This is a genomic window from Martinezella calliandrae, from assembly GCF_030272695.1.
Taxonomy (GTDB): domain Bacteria; phylum Pseudomonadota; class Alphaproteobacteria; order Rhizobiales; family Rhizobiaceae; genus Rhizobium; species Rhizobium calliandrae.
The window spans coordinates 1-13935 of record NZ_JARFYN010000039.1 but is presented as its reverse complement, the minus strand read 5'-3'; the positions used below and the strand labels follow the sequence as shown (position 1 = coordinate 13935).

General features: G+C 60.4%; 16 protein-coding genes and 1 pseudogene. 12 read left to right on the top strand and 5 right to left on the bottom strand.

Annotated features, from left to right (window positions below; translation table 11 throughout):
* Positions 1–41 precede the first annotated feature (41 nt).
* Complete coding sequence (locus PY650_RS24870; protein ID WP_285882264.1) at positions 42–923, bottom strand: amino acid ABC transporter substrate-binding protein; 882 nt, start codon at positions 921–923, stop codon at positions 42–44.
* A gap of 184 nt (positions 924–1107) precedes the next feature.
* On the bottom strand, positions 1108–1620 hold the full coding sequence (locus PY650_RS24865) for a DUF6428 family protein (protein ID WP_285882263.1): 513 nt from the start codon (positions 1618–1620) through the stop codon (positions 1108–1110).
* Between the two features lie 42 nt (positions 1621–1662).
* On the opposite strand from PY650_RS24865, the gene PY650_RS24860 reads away from it, so the two are divergent.
* From PY650_RS24860 to arsK, 5 genes are read left to right on the top strand one after another with little or no spacing between them, the layout of a single operon-like run.
* On the top strand, positions 1663–2016 hold the full coding sequence (locus tag PY650_RS24860) for an ArsR/SmtB family transcription factor (protein WP_285882262.1): 354 nt from the start codon (positions 1663–1665) through the stop codon (positions 2014–2016).
* Entirely contained in the window at positions 2013–2459 is a 447-nt protein-coding gene (gene arsN2, locus PY650_RS24855) for an arsenic resistance N-acetyltransferase ArsN2 (protein WP_285882261.1), read from the top strand. The genes PY650_RS24860 and arsN2 overlap by 4 nt, the downstream gene beginning before the upstream one ends.
* Complete coding sequence (locus tag PY650_RS24850) at positions 2456–3151, top strand: aquaporin (protein ID WP_285882260.1); 696 nt, start codon at positions 2456–2458, stop codon at positions 3149–3151. The genes arsN2 and PY650_RS24850 overlap by 4 nt, the downstream gene beginning before the upstream one ends.
* Before the next feature lie 4 nt (positions 3152–3155).
* Entirely contained in the window at positions 3156–3584 is a 429-nt protein-coding gene (arsC, locus tag PY650_RS24845) for an arsenate reductase (glutaredoxin) (protein ID WP_285882259.1), read from the top strand.
* Positions 3577–4752 (top strand): arsenite efflux MFS transporter ArsK, encoded by a 1176-nt coding sequence (arsK, locus tag PY650_RS24840; protein ID WP_285882258.1) that lies wholly within the window; start codon positions 3577–3579, stop codon positions 4750–4752. Before arsC ends, arsK begins: the two co-directional genes overlap by 8 nt.
* Positions 4753–4841: 89 nt before the next feature.
* Here arsK and PY650_RS24835 read toward each other — a convergent pair.
* Positions 4842–5105, bottom strand: a pseudogene (locus PY650_RS24835) (Atu4866 domain-containing protein); the annotation flags it as partial.
* 445 nt (positions 5106–5550) lie between these two features.
* Between PY650_RS24835 and fucP the strand changes: the two are divergent.
* The 3 genes from fucP to PY650_RS24820 all read left to right on the top strand — a co-directional run bounded on the left by fucP (position 5551) and on the right by PY650_RS24820 (position 8735).
* Positions 5551–6834, top strand: a complete 1284-nt coding sequence (fucP, locus tag PY650_RS24830; protein WP_285882257.1) for an L-fucose:H+ symporter permease — start codon at positions 5551–5553, stop codon at positions 6832–6834.
* A gap of 110 nt (positions 6835–6944) precedes the next feature.
* Entirely contained in the window at positions 6945–7568 is a 624-nt protein-coding gene (pncA, locus tag PY650_RS24825; RefSeq protein WP_285882256.1) for a bifunctional nicotinamidase/pyrazinamidase, read from the top strand.
* 81 nt (positions 7569–7649) lie between these two features.
* Positions 7650–8735: a glycosyltransferase family 4 protein gene (locus PY650_RS24820; RefSeq protein ID WP_285882255.1), complete on the top strand. Its 1086-nt coding sequence runs from the start codon at positions 7650–7652 to the stop codon at positions 8733–8735.
* Between the two features lies 1 nt (position 8736).
* Here PY650_RS24820 and PY650_RS24815 read toward each other — a convergent pair whose 3' ends face one another.
* Positions 8737–10134 (bottom strand): polysaccharide biosynthesis protein, encoded by a 1398-nt coding sequence (locus PY650_RS24815; protein ID WP_285882254.1) that lies wholly within the window; start codon positions 10132–10134, stop codon positions 8737–8739.
* 185 nt (positions 10135–10319) lie between these two features.
* Between PY650_RS24815 and panC the strand changes: the two genes are divergently transcribed.
* Positions 10320–11195, top strand: coding sequence for a pantoate--beta-alanine ligase (panC, locus tag PY650_RS24810; RefSeq protein ID WP_285882253.1), 876 nt, complete (start codon positions 10320–10322; stop codon positions 11193–11195).
* A 1-nt stretch (position 11196) separates the two neighbouring features.
* On the top strand, positions 11197–12018 hold the full coding sequence (gene panB, locus PY650_RS24805) for a 3-methyl-2-oxobutanoate hydroxymethyltransferase (RefSeq protein WP_285882252.1): 822 nt from the start codon (positions 11197–11199) through the stop codon (positions 12016–12018).
* Positions 12019–12360: 342 nt separating this feature from the next.
* Here panB and PY650_RS24800 read toward each other — a convergent pair whose 3' ends face one another.
* Positions 12361–12630, bottom strand: a complete 270-nt coding sequence (locus PY650_RS24800) for a DUF2164 domain-containing protein (protein ID WP_285882251.1) — start codon at positions 12628–12630, stop codon at positions 12361–12363.
* Between the two features lie 138 nt (positions 12631–12768).
* On the opposite strand from PY650_RS24800, the gene PY650_RS24795 reads away from it, so the two are divergent.
* Positions 12769–13491, top strand: a complete 723-nt coding sequence (locus tag PY650_RS24795) for an AzlC family ABC transporter permease (protein WP_285882250.1) — start codon at positions 12769–12771, stop codon at positions 13489–13491.
* A gap of 2 nt (positions 13492–13493) precedes the next feature.
* Positions 13494–13805: an AzlD family protein gene (locus tag PY650_RS24790; protein ID WP_285882249.1), complete on the top strand. Its 312-nt coding sequence runs from the start codon at positions 13494–13496 to the stop codon at positions 13803–13805.
* The last annotated feature ends 130 nt before the right edge of the window (positions 13806–13935 follow it).

Below are 13935 nucleotides of genomic sequence, written 5' to 3'. Positions count from 1 at the left end.
ACCTAAAGCGCAACGACGAATCCTAGAGATCGTGATGCGCTTTAGGGCACATGCTCCATCATGATCTGCGTGTGCAGCATCGGCGCGTCGCTTCCGAAATAGGTTTGGAGCAGTGGCAGAAAACCGTCCGACAGATAGAAATCCGTCAAGGCGCGGTCGACCACCAGGCGGAAATCGCCATCGTCGCGCCTGAGGGCGATTGCATAGGGTTCATGCGTGAACAGACGATCGCCTACCTCTAGCGAGGACGGATTGTGCGCTCGCTTGGCGAGGCTCATGAGCAGCACCTGATCAGCGAAATAGGCGTCGATCTTGTGTTCCTCCAGCGCCTTGAGCCCTTCCTCATGCGTATTGAAATCGGCAATCCGTGTCTTCGATATCTCGGTGCTTTGCGCCTTACGCAAAATCGCGTCCGTCGTCGTGTTTGCGCGCACGCCGATGACGCTGGTGGACGCGAGATTCTGGCTGACGGCTCGAGGAGCGGGCTTGTCCAGGAAAAGGGATTGCAGATAGTCGGGCGAGTCCCTGCGGAGCAGCGCGCTCGCTCCGGTCAGGAAGATTGGCTGCGAGAAGTCGACGATTTCCCGCCTTTCCAGATTAACGGTGACTGCGCCGCAAAGCAGGTCCACCTGACCGCTCTTGACGCTATCGAAGCCATTGGCGAGCGTCATCTCGACGTATTCGCGCTTCACCTGCGGGACCACATGTTCGATTTCGTCAGCGACCTTGCCGCAGAGGTCGACGGCATATCCTGTCGGTTTTGCGTCAGGCTTGCTGGAGGAGAACGGCGCTTCGTCAACAACGTAGCCGATGCGCAGGGTTCCGCGCTCCCGCAGCGTGTCGAGCGTCCCGGCGCTCGCCGCGGAGGCCTGCATGCAAACGGCAAGACCGACGAGCAGCAGCCATCTCATGTGCTTGGCCATTTCTGCATCAAGGACGACGGCACCAGCATATCCTCGTCTCCGTAAAGCGGATGATCACAAGGGCTGCACGCAGATTATGGCCTCGCCGCCATTTGTCAATCGTAGATTGCTTAATCAAGGAGCTGACGGCTACACGGCTTTCGCTTGATTTTCCGCCGTCGGCCTAAAGCCGGCGTCCTCGAATTCAGCCGCAGCATTTGCCCGCACTGGTCGGAGCGCAGCAGGACGTAGATTGGGTTTGCTCCGCCAGCCACCGATCGCGTGGTTTGCAACTCGCCGCACGGGGGGCCAGGTCCACGTGCACAGCCCCGCCTTGAACGCTCGGGACAGCGGCGCAATAAAGCTGCATCGGGCGGACACCATCGCTGACCTCAAAGGTCAGCCGCGCCGATCGGTCGAGTTGCACATGGTCGGACACCTTGCGGATGATCGCTGCGAACTTGCCCGCCGGCATGTGCCTGCGGTCGTCTTCCTCGATATCCCAGAGCTGCACGAAGATCTCCGACCAAGCTTCCGGATTAGCGCCGCAATCGAGTGCGGAAAACTGCCCGGCTTTGACTTCGGTTACATGATAGCCCGGCTTTACCGGCTGGCGATCATAGTGGAACACCAAGGGGAGATCTTCGGAAGCTGCCAAGCTGTCGAGCAACAGGCCAAGGCTGATATCCTCGGAGAGGGTCTTGTCGATCGCGTTCATTTGAGGTACTCCTCGTTTCAACATTTCAAGGATTATTGAATTATGGACGAACGTCAAGCCCTCGCCTCGTTCGGTGCGCTCTCCCAGGAGACGCGCCTACAGATCGTCCGCATGCTTGTCGTTTCTGGCCCTGAAGGTATGGCGGCTGGGTCGATTGCGGAGAAACTTGACGTGTCGCCGTCGAACGTCTCGTTTCACCTTAAGGAATTGGATCACGCAGGCCTCGTAAGCCAGCAACGCGAGGCCCGTTCGATCATCTACACCGCAAATTACGACGCGCTTGGCGGCCTCGTGCGCTTCCTGATGGAAGACTGCTGTGGCGGCCATCCAGAGATCTGCGCGCCCGTTAAGGCTGCGCCAACCTGCTGCCCGCCCGATGAGGGATGTGTCCGATGACCGACCCTGACATTTGGATGGACGCGATCGCAGCGAACGCACCGCAATTGCGGGAAGCCCTGGCAGATGCTCGCCTTCCCACCGACGATTTGACTGAAGACGGCCGTCGGTTTTTCCGCTTCTCGATGGGCAGGACAACAGTTGCCTTCGGCGGGATCGAACTTTACGAGGCGAGCGCGCTGTTGCGCTCCTTCGTCGTGCTGCCGGGCCATCGCGACCGAGGCATTGGTCAGGCGGTCATGCAGAAACTCCTCGACAAGGCGCGTGATGGTGGGGCAAGCGCGGCCTATCTGCTGACCGATACTGCCGCTCCCTTCTTTAAGGCCTGTGGCTTCGAGGAGATCGAGCGTGATGCCGCCCCGAATGCCATCCTGGCGACGCGCCAGGCAACAAGCATCTGCCCTGCCTCTGCCGCCCTCATGGCCATGGATCTGAAACGATGACCCCTTTCTCGCTCTCGCGCCGGCTGACAGCGGAGGTTCTCGGCACTTCCTTTCTGGTCGCCACCGTTGTCGGCTCGGGCATCATGGCGGACAGGCTGACGGCTGACACCGCGCTCGCGCTGCTTGCCAATACGCTTGCAACGGGGACGATCCTCGTGGTGCTGATCACCTTGCTGGGGCCTATCTCCGGCGCTCACTTCAACCCGGTCGTATCGCTGGTTTTCGCCATGCGTCGCGAGCTGAAAGCGACATTCGCCCTTGCCTACGCGGCAGCGCAAGTCGTCGGAGGCATCCTTGGAACATTCCTCGCGCATGCCATGTTCGAGCTGCCGCTGCTTCAGACCGCGACAACCATCCGCACTGGAGGCGGACAATGGCTTGCCGAAGTCACGGCGACTTTTGGCCTCGTCTTCGTCATTCTTGCCGGCTTGCGGTTCCGTTCCGAGGCGATCGCTTGGTTGGTCGGCCTCTACATAACCGCCGCATATTGGTTCACGGCCTCCACGTCGTTTGCCAATCCCGCGGTCGCGATTGCACGCTCATTGACGAATAGCTTTGCCGGCATCCGTCCGATCGATCTTCCAGGCTTCATCATCGCGGAAGTCCTGGGCGGTCTCCTCGCGCTCGTTCTTTCAAGCTGGCTGTTGATGGAAGCGCGCACCGCTCAATCTCAACACACACATGGGAACTAGCCTCATGACCGTGAACGTCACGATCTATCACAATCCGGAATGCGGAACCTCCCGCAACACGCTGGCGATGATCCACAACGCTGGTATCGAGCCGACGGTCATAGAATATCTGAAGACGCCCCCGAGCCGCGAACAGCTCGTGAAAATGATCGCCGATGCAGGTTTGAGCGTGCGCGAAGCAATCCGCCAAAAGGGCACGCCCTACGCTCAGCTGGGCCTCGACAACCTGGATCTGACTGACGACCAATTGCTCGATGCCATGTTGAAAGACCCTATCCTGATCAATCGTCCGTTTGTCATCAGCCCGCTGGGAACGCGTCTGGCGCGGCCCTCGGAGGTCGTTCTGGACATCCTGCCGGACACCCACAAGGGTCCATTCGCAAAGGAGGACGGCCAGCAGGTTCTCGACGCCGAAGGCAAGCGCCTTGTCTGAACGCGTGCCGCTTGCCGCCGTCGTGGCGCTCGGCGTTACCCAGATCATCGGTTATGGCACCCTCTATTACAGCTTCAGCATTCTCGCCCCGGACATGGCCGCATATTTTGCCTGGTCGATCGAATGGGTTTTCGGTGCCCTGTCGGCCGCCCTTTTGATCAGCGGTCTGACGGCACCCTGGCTAGGGGTTTTGTTCGACAAGATCGGTGCGGGCCGCATGATGACGATTGGTTCAGCGGTTGCTGCCATCGCGCTTGTCGCCTGCTCCTATGCGCCGAACAAGGCAGCCTTCATGGCCGCGCTGATCGCGGTCGAAGTCGCCGCCAACTTGGTGCAATACGGGGCGGCCTTCGCTCTTCTCGTTCAACTCCGGCCACAGGTGGCTTCGCGCAGCATCACCTATCTCACTCTTATCGCCGGCTTTGCGTCGACGATGTTTTGGCCGATCACCAGCGCGCTGCACGCGCACCTGACTTGGCAGAATGTTTACCTCGTCTTTGCGGTCATCAATCTGCTCCTCTGCATGCCGATCCATGCTTGGCTTTCGCATGCCGCATCCGCACGCCGGGTGGCGTCGTCAGCTGCCTACCCGAGAATAGAAGGCGTTCTGGCACCAGCGCGCCGCCGACTTGGGTTCGGCCTGATGGTCATGGGGTTTTCGCTGATGTCGCTCGTCAGTTCGGCCGTGCTGGTGCACATGGTGCCGCTGCTATCCGGCCTAGGGCTGGGGACTACCGCCGCCCTGACCGGGACACTGTTCGGCCCATCGCAAGTCGGCAGCCGCCTTATCAACATGGTCTTTGGCAAGACCCTGCCAGCGCTCCATTTGGCCGTGATTGCTGCGATACTCATTCCTGGCGGGACGCTTATCCTTCTTCTGACCGCCCCCTCCGTCCCTGGTGCCATGGTCTTTGCCGTGGTATTCGGTATGGGTAATGGGCTTCTGAGCATAGTGACAGGCACGCTACCACTGCAGCTCTTCGGCAGCGATGGCTACGGGAAGCTGCAGGGAAAGATGATGGCGGCGCGGTTGATCCTGTCAGCCCTGGCGCCATTCGTTCTGGCGCTCGGCATGGCAAACATGGGCATCACGCCGTCGCTCAGTATTACCGCAGCATTGGGAGGGCTTGCCGTCGTCGCCTTCATTTTCATAGCGGTCTTGCGATGATTGTGATGCCAGCGGCGGGGTAGCGACAGAGAAGCCACCGCGAAATGATGCCGGTCTCGCAGTGGCGCTGTTTGAGAGCCCAATATGTGGCGATATAGGATCATGCTGGCGTGATGGAGTTCGCCGTCCATGAAGTCTCCATCGGCGGTAAAGCCGGTATCGTCCCAATAGTCGATGTGATTGCCGCGAACTACATATCGCCCCTGGTAGGCGCTTTCGCGCCGGCCGCGCGCTTCGTCATAACGGCCGTCCGGCAGCAGATTGTGGCGCACATAGCCGTCGGCAGTAACCCGCATGCCGGCATAGGGATGGTCTTGTCGAACGGACGCAGATGCGTTTGGCTTGTTGTTCATGGTGTGACGAGGGCATGCCGATGGATGAAGTCTTTCTGATTATCGGCGCTTCGAGCGGGGTCGACGAGGTATTGCCCGCGAACTGAAATGCGCTCAGCGCTGGAGAAGACCGAGGCACTGATCGATCACGTCAGGCGCTTTCCGGCCGGCGAAGACAGTTGATAGGCAGCGTGAGTGCCGTTAGCGGCGACCTAGAAGCGATACCCGGAGAATTCAAATCTACCAAAGCTTCCGGCCATCCCTCGCCTTCATTCGCATCGCTGCATTGCACAATCGGCATTGCTAGCACGCTACCAATCTCGGACCAATCGCTTATATCGAGGAGTGCGGGTCGCGTTACGGCGCCTTCCCCGCTTTCGCAGGAAGCCGTTGCCAGCTTGCCGTTCGGCATGCCCAAAGGGAACTCCACCCTTGCCTGGCAAAACTAAAATTCGAGGATAATGAAATGGCTGGCATAGCAACAAGCTCTGCGGCTGCTGGCGGTCGTGCGTCCACGCACCAGGGCCAGGGCAGCTATCAATTCGCGCTCGTCGCACTGACTTCGCTGTTTTTCATTTGGGGTTTCATCACCTGTCTGAACGACATTCTGGTCCCGCATCTGAAGAGCGTCTTTCAGCTCAATTACACCCAATCAATGCTGATCCAGCTCTGCTTTTTCGGCTCCTATTTCATCGTCTCGCTGCCGGCCGGCGCGCTGGTCAAGCGCATCAGCTATAAATGGGGCATTGTCGTCGGCCTCGTCATCGCCGCCGTCGGCTGCGCCCTGTTCATCCCGGCTGCCAGCCACCGCGTCTATGCCCTCTTCCTCGGCGCCCTCTTCGTGCTCGCCGCCGGCATCACCATCCTGCAGGTCGCGGCCAACCCCTATGTCACGGTGCTTGGCCCGCCGGACACCGCCGCAAGCCGCCTTAATCTGACGCAGGCGTTCAATTCGCTCGGCACCACCATCGCTCCGCTCCTCGGCGCCATGCTGATCCTATCGGCCGCGACGGTCGCCGCCACCAATGCGACACCGGAGCAGCTCGATGCGATACGGCTTGCCGAAGCCGGCGCCGTGAAATTCCCCTATCTGCTGCTCGCCGCAGCCTTTCTTGTGCTTGCCGCCGTGTTCGCCGCGCTGAAGCTGCCGGAGGTTGAAGACGAGGAGACGATCGAGCCCATGCGCGGCGGCGGATCGGCATGGCAATATCGCCACCTCGTGCTCGGCGCGGTCGGCATCTTTCTCTATGTCGGCGCGGAAGTCAGCGTCGGCAGCTTCCTCGTCAATTTCCTGAGCCAGCCGGACATCGCGCAACTGTCCGAAGCCGATGCCGCCCATTACGTCTCCTACTTTTGGGGCGGCGCCATGATCGGCCGCTTTATAGGCTCGCTCGTCATGCGCCACGTCGACGATGGCAAGGCGCTGGCCTTCAATGCAGTGATCGCCGCCATCCTGCTGCTGGTAACCGTGCTTTCGACCGGCCATGTCGCCATGTGGTCGGTGCTGGCGATCGGCCTCTTCAACTCCATCATGTTCCCGACGATCTTCAGTCTCGCCCTCCATGGTCTCGGCAAATATACCAGCCAGGGCTCGAGCATCCTCGTCCTTGCCATCGTCGGCGGCGCCATTCTGCCGGTGATCCAGGGTACGCTTGCTGATACTGTCGGTATCCATCTCGCCTTCCTGATGCCGATCCTCTGCTATGCCTACATCGCCTACTATGGTCTGAAGGGCCACAAGCCTGCGTAACCTTTGGAAAACCATCGCGCGCCGTCTGACCGTCACGCGGGCGCAAAAGGCTTGATCCGGGGCGCAACGCTTGGCATCGTTGCAGTGCGACAGAAACGGAAGGACGGGCCATGAGAGCGCTGCTTTTGATCGATATCCAGAACGGTTTCTGCCCCGGCGGCAATCTCCCGGTGCCCGACGGGGATCAGGTGGTGCCTGTCGCCAACAGGCTGATCGATAGCGGCAAATACGACATGGTGCTCGCCTCCCAGGATTGGCATCCCGCCGGCCACGGCAGTTTCGCCTCCACCCATCCAGGCAAGAAACCCTTTGAGATGGGCATGCTCTCCGGCAAGCCGCAGATGATGTGGCCGGATCACTGCGTCCAGAATACCGAAGATGCCATGTTTCACCCTGACCTGAATATCGATGGTATCGACTTCATCCAGCAGAAGGGCCAGAACCAGGCCGTCGACAGCTATTCCGCCTTCCGCGACAATGATCAGGCGGCCCTTACCGGCCTTGCCGCACATCTGCGCGCCGAGGGTGTCACCGAACTCGATCTCTGCGGGCTGGCGACGGATTACTGCGTGAAATTCTCGGCTCTGGACGCCATTGAAATGCTGCCGGGCGTTACCGTCCGCTTTATCGAGGACGCGAGCCGTGGCATCGATCCTGATGGCGTCAAGGCCGCGATCAACGAAATGCGGACGCGCGGCGTCGCCATCATCCACAGCAAAGAAGCGCTTGCCTAAAATTCCCCCTATCAGGCTAAACCTTCCCTAAAGAAAATAGCGCAAGCTGTTCCCGGTATTGGATATATCGGGACATTTTTCGTGCAGTCGATCACCATCAACGGCCGTTTCCTAAGCCAGCCTTTGTCGGGCGTGCAGCGTTTCGCCCGCGAGCTAACGCTGGCGCTCGACCGTAAGATCGCCGCCGGCAGCGTGCCAGCGGCGCTGAAGGGCATCAACTGGCGGCTGGCCGTGCCACGCGATACTCCGGTCGATATCGGGCTCTCGGCCATATCGGTCGACGCCTTCAGCTCCGGTCCTGGCCATGTCTGGGAGCAGACGGCGTTGCTTGCGCATTCCCGCGGCGGCCGGCTGATCGGCTTCGGCGGCAGCGGCCCGCTGCTGCATCGCCGCCAGGCCGTGGTCATCCATGATGTGACGATCTTCCGTCATCCCCAATCCTTCAAGCGCAGCTATCGCCTGCTGCACGGCGCGCTCGGCTCGGTGCTGACCCGCACCGCCAAGATCGGCACCGTATCGGAATTCTCGCGCAAGGAACTGGCCTCCGTCTTCCATGTCCCTTCCGACGGCATCGATGTCGTCTACAACGCCGTCGATCATTTCGCTGCCATCGAGCCGGATGAGACGATCATCGAACGCCTGGGCCTCAAAACCAACGGCTTCTTCCTGCTGGTCGGCACGATGAAGCCGAACAAGAACCTCGATTTCGCCATCCGCGCCTTCGAGGCACTGGGCGATCCCGATCAGAAGCTGGTGGTCGTCGGTGGCACGGCGCCGACCGTATTCAAATCGGATGGTCCCGCGTCGAATGATCACATGCTTTTTCCCGGGCGGCTAAGCGATGCGGAGATCGCCGCCCTCGAGCGCCATGCCACCGCTTTCGTCTTCCCGAGCCTCTATGAAGGTTTCGGCATCCCGCCGCTGGAAGCGATGACGCAGGGCTGTCCGGTGCTTGCCGCAGACATCCCCGCCGTGCGTGAGGCCTCCGGCACCGCCGCGCTCTATTTTGATCCGACGCACCAGGATGAACTAATTGCGGCGATGCGCCGGATCGCAGGTGACGAAACGTTACGTGAGGACCTGCGCAAAAGGGGCCGTGAGAATGTTGCCCGTTTCTCGTGGGACCGCAGCGCCGACCGGGTGCTGACCATGCTGGAAGATCTCTAGTTCAAGACGCAGTCTGCCGGCGGAACATTTTTGTGAAATAGCTGTAGAGGCCGAGCAGACAGAAGGCCGCGCCGCCTGCGATCCCAGCGCAAACCGAAATCCATAGCGAATAATCAAAGCCGGCCGTCGCCAACACCGGCACCGCAAGTCCGGCGGCGGAAAGCACGACCGGCTGCCAGACGAAATTAAAGGGCAGTGCCATCAGTACTTTCACGCCGACCATCATTGCCATCAGCGCGCCCACCATGCCGCCGGCCATCAGCGAGGCGTCGCTGAAGGAGGCAAGAGAACCGCCCGCAAGCGCGCCTAGATTGAGCAGCGCGCAATCCACCGCCGCCAGTAGAAAGATCGAAAGCAGCCGATGGCGCAAATGCGAAGGCGTTGGCAGCATGTTGAGCGTCAAGGCCCGGCAGACCGACAGGCCGGTGACGAACGGTGCTGCACTGAGAAAACCGTCGCGGAGGCCCTGCGCAATGACGAAATGACCGATCGGTTGCAGCAACGCAAAGATCCCTGCCGCCGTCATCAGTGTGAAACCCGTCAGCAGCGAATAATAAGCACCAAGCTGCTGTCTGAATGCCGGTGTCGCCCCCTCGCGGTCGTAGGTTGCGACCAGATCGGGATACTGAATGGCCTGCAAAGCCGAGACTATCAGCACGAAAGGCCGTTGCAGCAGGTCGAGCGCCAATAGCGCACCCGCTGCCCCTCCTGCCCCCAATGCCGCCGTCAGGATCGACTTCAGCCCCAGCGGCGCCAAGAGCCCGATGACCGAAGCACCGGCCGCGACGCTGCCATAGACAAAATGCTTTCGCACCAGCGGCAGTTCGATACCGGCCGCCTCGCGCAGGCTGTTGCGGGTCAACAACATTGCCAGCGCACCATAGGCGATATAGCCGGTGAGCAGGCCCGCCACTGCAGACGAAAAATTCGGCATGATCGACGCACCGGCCAAAGTGCCGACTGCCAGAATAGTGGCCCGCGACCCCTGCAGTCGCGAGAAGGCACGAAACTCCTGACGGAACCGCAGCATGGTCAGATGCAGGTCGCTACCACCCTGAAAGACCGCCACTAGCCCCCCGAGCACGGCGATCTGCGCCGGCACGGCAAAAAGGGTCGACGCGACCGCAGCCACGAGACAGATCACGGAGCAAGCGGCAAATTCGGCGGTCAATGCTGTCCGCTCCGCCGCCTCGCTTCCCGGCGCCTGGCCCGGATAGAAGCGACTGCAAGCGAAACGCACCCACTCGAAACAGAAGATCGCCGCAAACTGGCTGATGGAGATGAACAGCGAATAGGCTGCGTAATCCGCCGGCGACAGCAAATGCGCGACGGCGATCAGCAGCCCGAAGGCCACCGCCGCCTGATAAAAATATGCCGCCAACGCTATGATCTTTGCCATGGCGGCAGCTAACATCAAAAAGCTGAGAAAAGCGCTAATCTATATGCGCAACAGATAAAATGGACCAGGGCCATAGGCGTCCTTGAATTGCTTTTCTGCACCGCACACGTTAGAAGGACCCGCCAATTCAGAGGGTGGGAGACCCAGAGGTGTTGGGCGGCGCCTGTCCGTGGAGGAGTGTCAGCATGGAAACGATCAGCACGATAGCTGCATTGCGCGAACACCTTGCTTCCTGTCGCAGAGCTGGCAAAAGCATCGGCCTGGTGCCGACCATGGGCTATCTTCACGCCGGCCACATGGAGCTGGTGGCGCGCGCCAGGGCTGAAAACGACATTGTTGTTGTTTCGATCTTCGTCAATCCGCTGCAATTCGGCGCCAACGAGGACCTTGCAAAATATCCGCGCGACCTGGAGCGCGACAGCGCCATGCTGCGCGATGGCGAAGTCGACTTCCTCTTCGCGCCCGGCGTAACCGACATGTATCCGCGACCGATGGCGACGCTCGTCGATGTGCCGAAACTTGGGATGGAACTGGAGGGCGCGGTTCGCCCCGGACATTTCTCCGGCGTCTGCACGGTCGTCACCAAGCTTTTTAACATCGTCCAGCCCGACAGAGCCTATTTCGGCGAAAAGGACTATCAACAGGTGGCCATCATCCGCCGCATGGTAGACGATCTGGCCGAACCGGTCCGCATCGTGCCGGTGCCGACCGTGCGCGATGCCGATGGCGTGGCGCTGTCCTCGCGCAACACCTATCTGTCGAAGGAAGAACGCGCCGCCGCCGTCATCGTGCCGAAGGCGCTGGCTGAAGCAGAACGGCTCTATGCTGAGGGCGCCGATGATCCCGCCTATTTCGAGGCATCGCTGCGTGCATTTATTGCGAGCGAGCCGCTGGCAACTCCCGAAGTCGCCGCAGTCCGCAATCCCGATACTCTGGAGCCGTTGACGAGCTTGCAGGGCCAACCCATCCTCGTCGCTCTCTTCGTCCGTGTCGGCTCGACCCGGCTATTGGACAATCGCGTCATTGGTCTCAAGCAGACCGAAAACCACAAGGCCGCCTGAGATGAGCACGATCGGACAGACCAAACGCACCACCACTGCTCAGATCGAAGCGATGAAGGGCACGCGCCCCCTTGTCAGCCTCACGGCCTACACGACGCCGATCGCCCGTCTTCTCGACCCGCATTGCGACCTGCTCCTGGTCGGCGATTCTCTCGGCATGGTTCTCTACGGCATGGAATCGACGGTGGGCGTCACGCTGGAGATGATGATCGCCCATGGTCAGGGCGTCATGCGCGGCGCAAAAAAGGCCTGCGTCATCGTCGACCTGCCCTTCGGCTCCTACCAGGAATCGAAAGAACAGGCCTTTCGCAATGCGGCACGCATTTTGAAGGAAACAGGCTGCAACGGCGTCAAGCTGGAGGGCGGCGAAGAAATGGCCGAGACCGTCGCCTTCCTCACCCAACGTGGCGTGCCGGTCTTCGGCCATGTCGGACTGATGCCGCAACTGATCAACACCACCGGCGGCTATCGGTCGCTCGGACGCTCCGACAAGGAAGCAGACAAGATCCGACGGGATGCCAAAGCAATCGCTGAGGCCGGAGCCTTCGCGCTCGTCGTTGAAGGTACGGTGGAGCCAGTCGCCCGCGAGATCACCCAGTCGATTGCCATCCCCACCATCGGCATCGGCGCGTCAGCGGCCTGCGACGGCCAGATCCTCGTCTGCGACGATATGCTTGGCCTCTTCAACGATTTCAAACCTCGCTTCGTGAAGCATTTCGCCGAATTGGCGCCGATGGTTTCAAAGGCGGCCGAGACCTATGCGCAAGAGGTGAAGGCACGGACGTTTCCGGGTGCGGAACATGTGTTTGTGGTGAAAAAATAGCCGGACATGCCGCCGATCGGCGTCAGCGTTGCGCTTCCGCTCGAAGTTCACGGCGATTTTCATCCCTGGAATGTGCTTGGATCTCTTCGGAGAGCAATCACCGTTGATTGGCTTGATGCCCCAAGCTGAGACCCCCTTGGAGATGTCCACCGAAGCTATGTGCATCGTTATGACCGCGACCTGGCGACAGCCTATGTGGATGCCTATGCGCGGGCGAGCGGCGGGAACCTACGGCCATCCTCGCCTGGCTTGCCTATGTTGCGGCGGCTCGATTGTCGCAGCCAGTTCCGGATGAGGCCTGCAGTTTGATGGGGCTGGTCGAGGGCGACACGCCGAGCTCAGTCACCGCTTCTCCGGCGGCGAGTGGCTTGCCACCTCCTTCTCCAACAGATAGATCGCCTCGCCGAAATCCTCCATCTTCGCCATCAGCGCCGCATGCGCGTCGCTAAGGCCCTGATTGTAGAAATGCGGGCCGATTTCGGTGGTGAAGAAATCGAGCAGGAATTCTGCCGGCAGCGCACCAATCGTCTGGTCGAGTTCGTCGGAGAAATAGCGCTGAATCCGGGCCACGATCGCGGCCTTTTCCTCTTTCGAAAAGCTAATCTTTTTCACGGGTTAGGCTCCGAGGTTCTCGGGAAAATCGATTGGCTAGATCAGCGAAATCAATTGTCCTATCAAGGAAATTGAATTGCCGATGCTCACCGCGCAGCTTACAGGGCGAAAGGTTTTCCATAAAGGACTGAGCGGACGATGGGGCGCGCGGAATTTTTTGAGGGGTTGAAGGGTGGTATTCCCGTCGGCCTCGCGGCGGCGCCCTTTGGCGCGTTGTTTGGGGCCCTGGCGCGCGACCAGGGCATGTCGCTCGGCGAGCTGACCCTGATGAGCGGCACGGTCTATGCCGGCGCCAGCCAGATGGTGGGCATCGATCTTTTCGGCCACAATGTCCAGGCATGGCTGATCGTGCTGTCGATCCTGGCGGTCAATTTCCGCCATGTGCTCTATTCGGCGGCAATAACCCGCTATGTCAGGCATTTCTCGCCTATCGAAAAATTCTTCACCTTCTTCCTGCTGGTCGACCCGCAATTTGCCGATACGGTCAAGCGCGGCGAGAGCCGCAAGCAGGTTACCTTTGCCTGGTACCTTGGCTTTGCGGCCATGGTGTACGTCCCCTGGGTGGTGCTGAGCTTCGTCGGCGGCCTCATTGGCAGCATGATCGGCGATCCCAGGACGATCGGCCTTGATATTTTGCTGCCCGTCTATTTCCTCGGCATCGTCATCGGCTTTCGCAAACGCAACAATTTCCTGCCCGTGGTCATCGCAAGCACCGCCGCCTCCGCCATCGCCTTTCGCTATGTGGGCTCGCCCTGGCACGTCAGCATCGGCGCGCTTGCCGGGGTTGTCCTTGCGGCCGCGCTGCCGACGGTCAAGTCGAACCGTAAGCCCGACCTTGTCACCGAAAATCACGAGGTCTGAGTATGACCGATTTCAATCCGCATATGGTCCTGCTGATCTTCGCCGCCGCCGTCGTGACCTACCTCACGCGCATCGGCGGCTACATCCTCATCACCAAGATGACGCGCATCCCTCCGCGTGTCGAAGCCGCACTGAATGCCGTACCAGCGGCCGTGCTGACGACACTCGTCGCACCCGCCTTTTTCATTGGCGGCTGGGATACGAAAGCCGCCATGGCCGTGGCACTGCTGGTGGGTCTGCGCTTCTCGCCGACCTACATGCTGATCGCGGGATGGGTCGTCGTGATGGCATGGCGGCGGCTTGCCGGGATTTAACACCCGCTCTCCAGAACCTAAACAAACCTGTTGCATAGCTGATTAAAGCTAGGCAGCCGCCTTGTTGTCTGGTTCCTGCTTCCCGCGCAAGTCCACGACTTGTCGCATCGAGGCTCGTTTCACGCGGGGC

Coding starts and splice junctions, on each gene's coding strand:
- panC (WP_285882253.1), top strand. CDS start 10,320: ATGGAAACGATCAGCACGATAGCTGCATTGCGCGAACACCTTGCTTCC.
- panB (WP_285882252.1), top strand. CDS start 11,197: ATGAGCACGATCGGACAGACCAAACGCACCACCACTGCTCAGATCGAA.
- arsN2 (WP_285882261.1), top strand. CDS start 2,013: ATGACCGACCCTGACATTTGGATGGACGCGATCGCAGCGAACGCACCG.
- PY650_RS24815 (WP_285882254.1), bottom strand. CDS start 10,134: ATGGCAAAGATCATAGCGTTGGCGGCATATTTTTATCAGGCGGCGGTG.
- PY650_RS24850 (WP_285882260.1), top strand. CDS start 2,456: ATGACCCCTTTCTCGCTCTCGCGCCGGCTGACAGCGGAGGTTCTCGGC.
- PY650_RS24870 (WP_285882264.1), bottom strand. CDS start 923: ATGGCCAAGCACATGAGATGGCTGCTGCTCGTCGGTCTTGCCGTTTGC.
- pncA (WP_285882256.1), top strand. CDS start 6,945: ATGAGAGCGCTGCTTTTGATCGATATCCAGAACGGTTTCTGCCCCGGC.
- PY650_RS24865 (WP_285882263.1), bottom strand. CDS start 1,620: ATGAACGCGATCGACAAGACCCTCTCCGAGGATATCAGCCTTGGCCTG.
- arsC (WP_285882259.1), top strand. CDS start 3,156: ATGACCGTGAACGTCACGATCTATCACAATCCGGAATGCGGAACCTCC.
- PY650_RS24795 (WP_285882250.1), top strand. CDS start 12,769: ATGGGGCGCGCGGAATTTTTTGAGGGGTTGAAGGGTGGTATTCCCGTC.
- PY650_RS24860 (WP_285882262.1), top strand. CDS start 1,663: ATGGACGAACGTCAAGCCCTCGCCTCGTTCGGTGCGCTCTCCCAGGAG.
- PY650_RS24790 (WP_285882249.1), top strand. CDS start 13,494: ATGACCGATTTCAATCCGCATATGGTCCTGCTGATCTTCGCCGCCGCC.
- fucP (WP_285882257.1), top strand. CDS start 5,551: ATGGCTGGCATAGCAACAAGCTCTGCGGCTGCTGGCGGTCGTGCGTCC.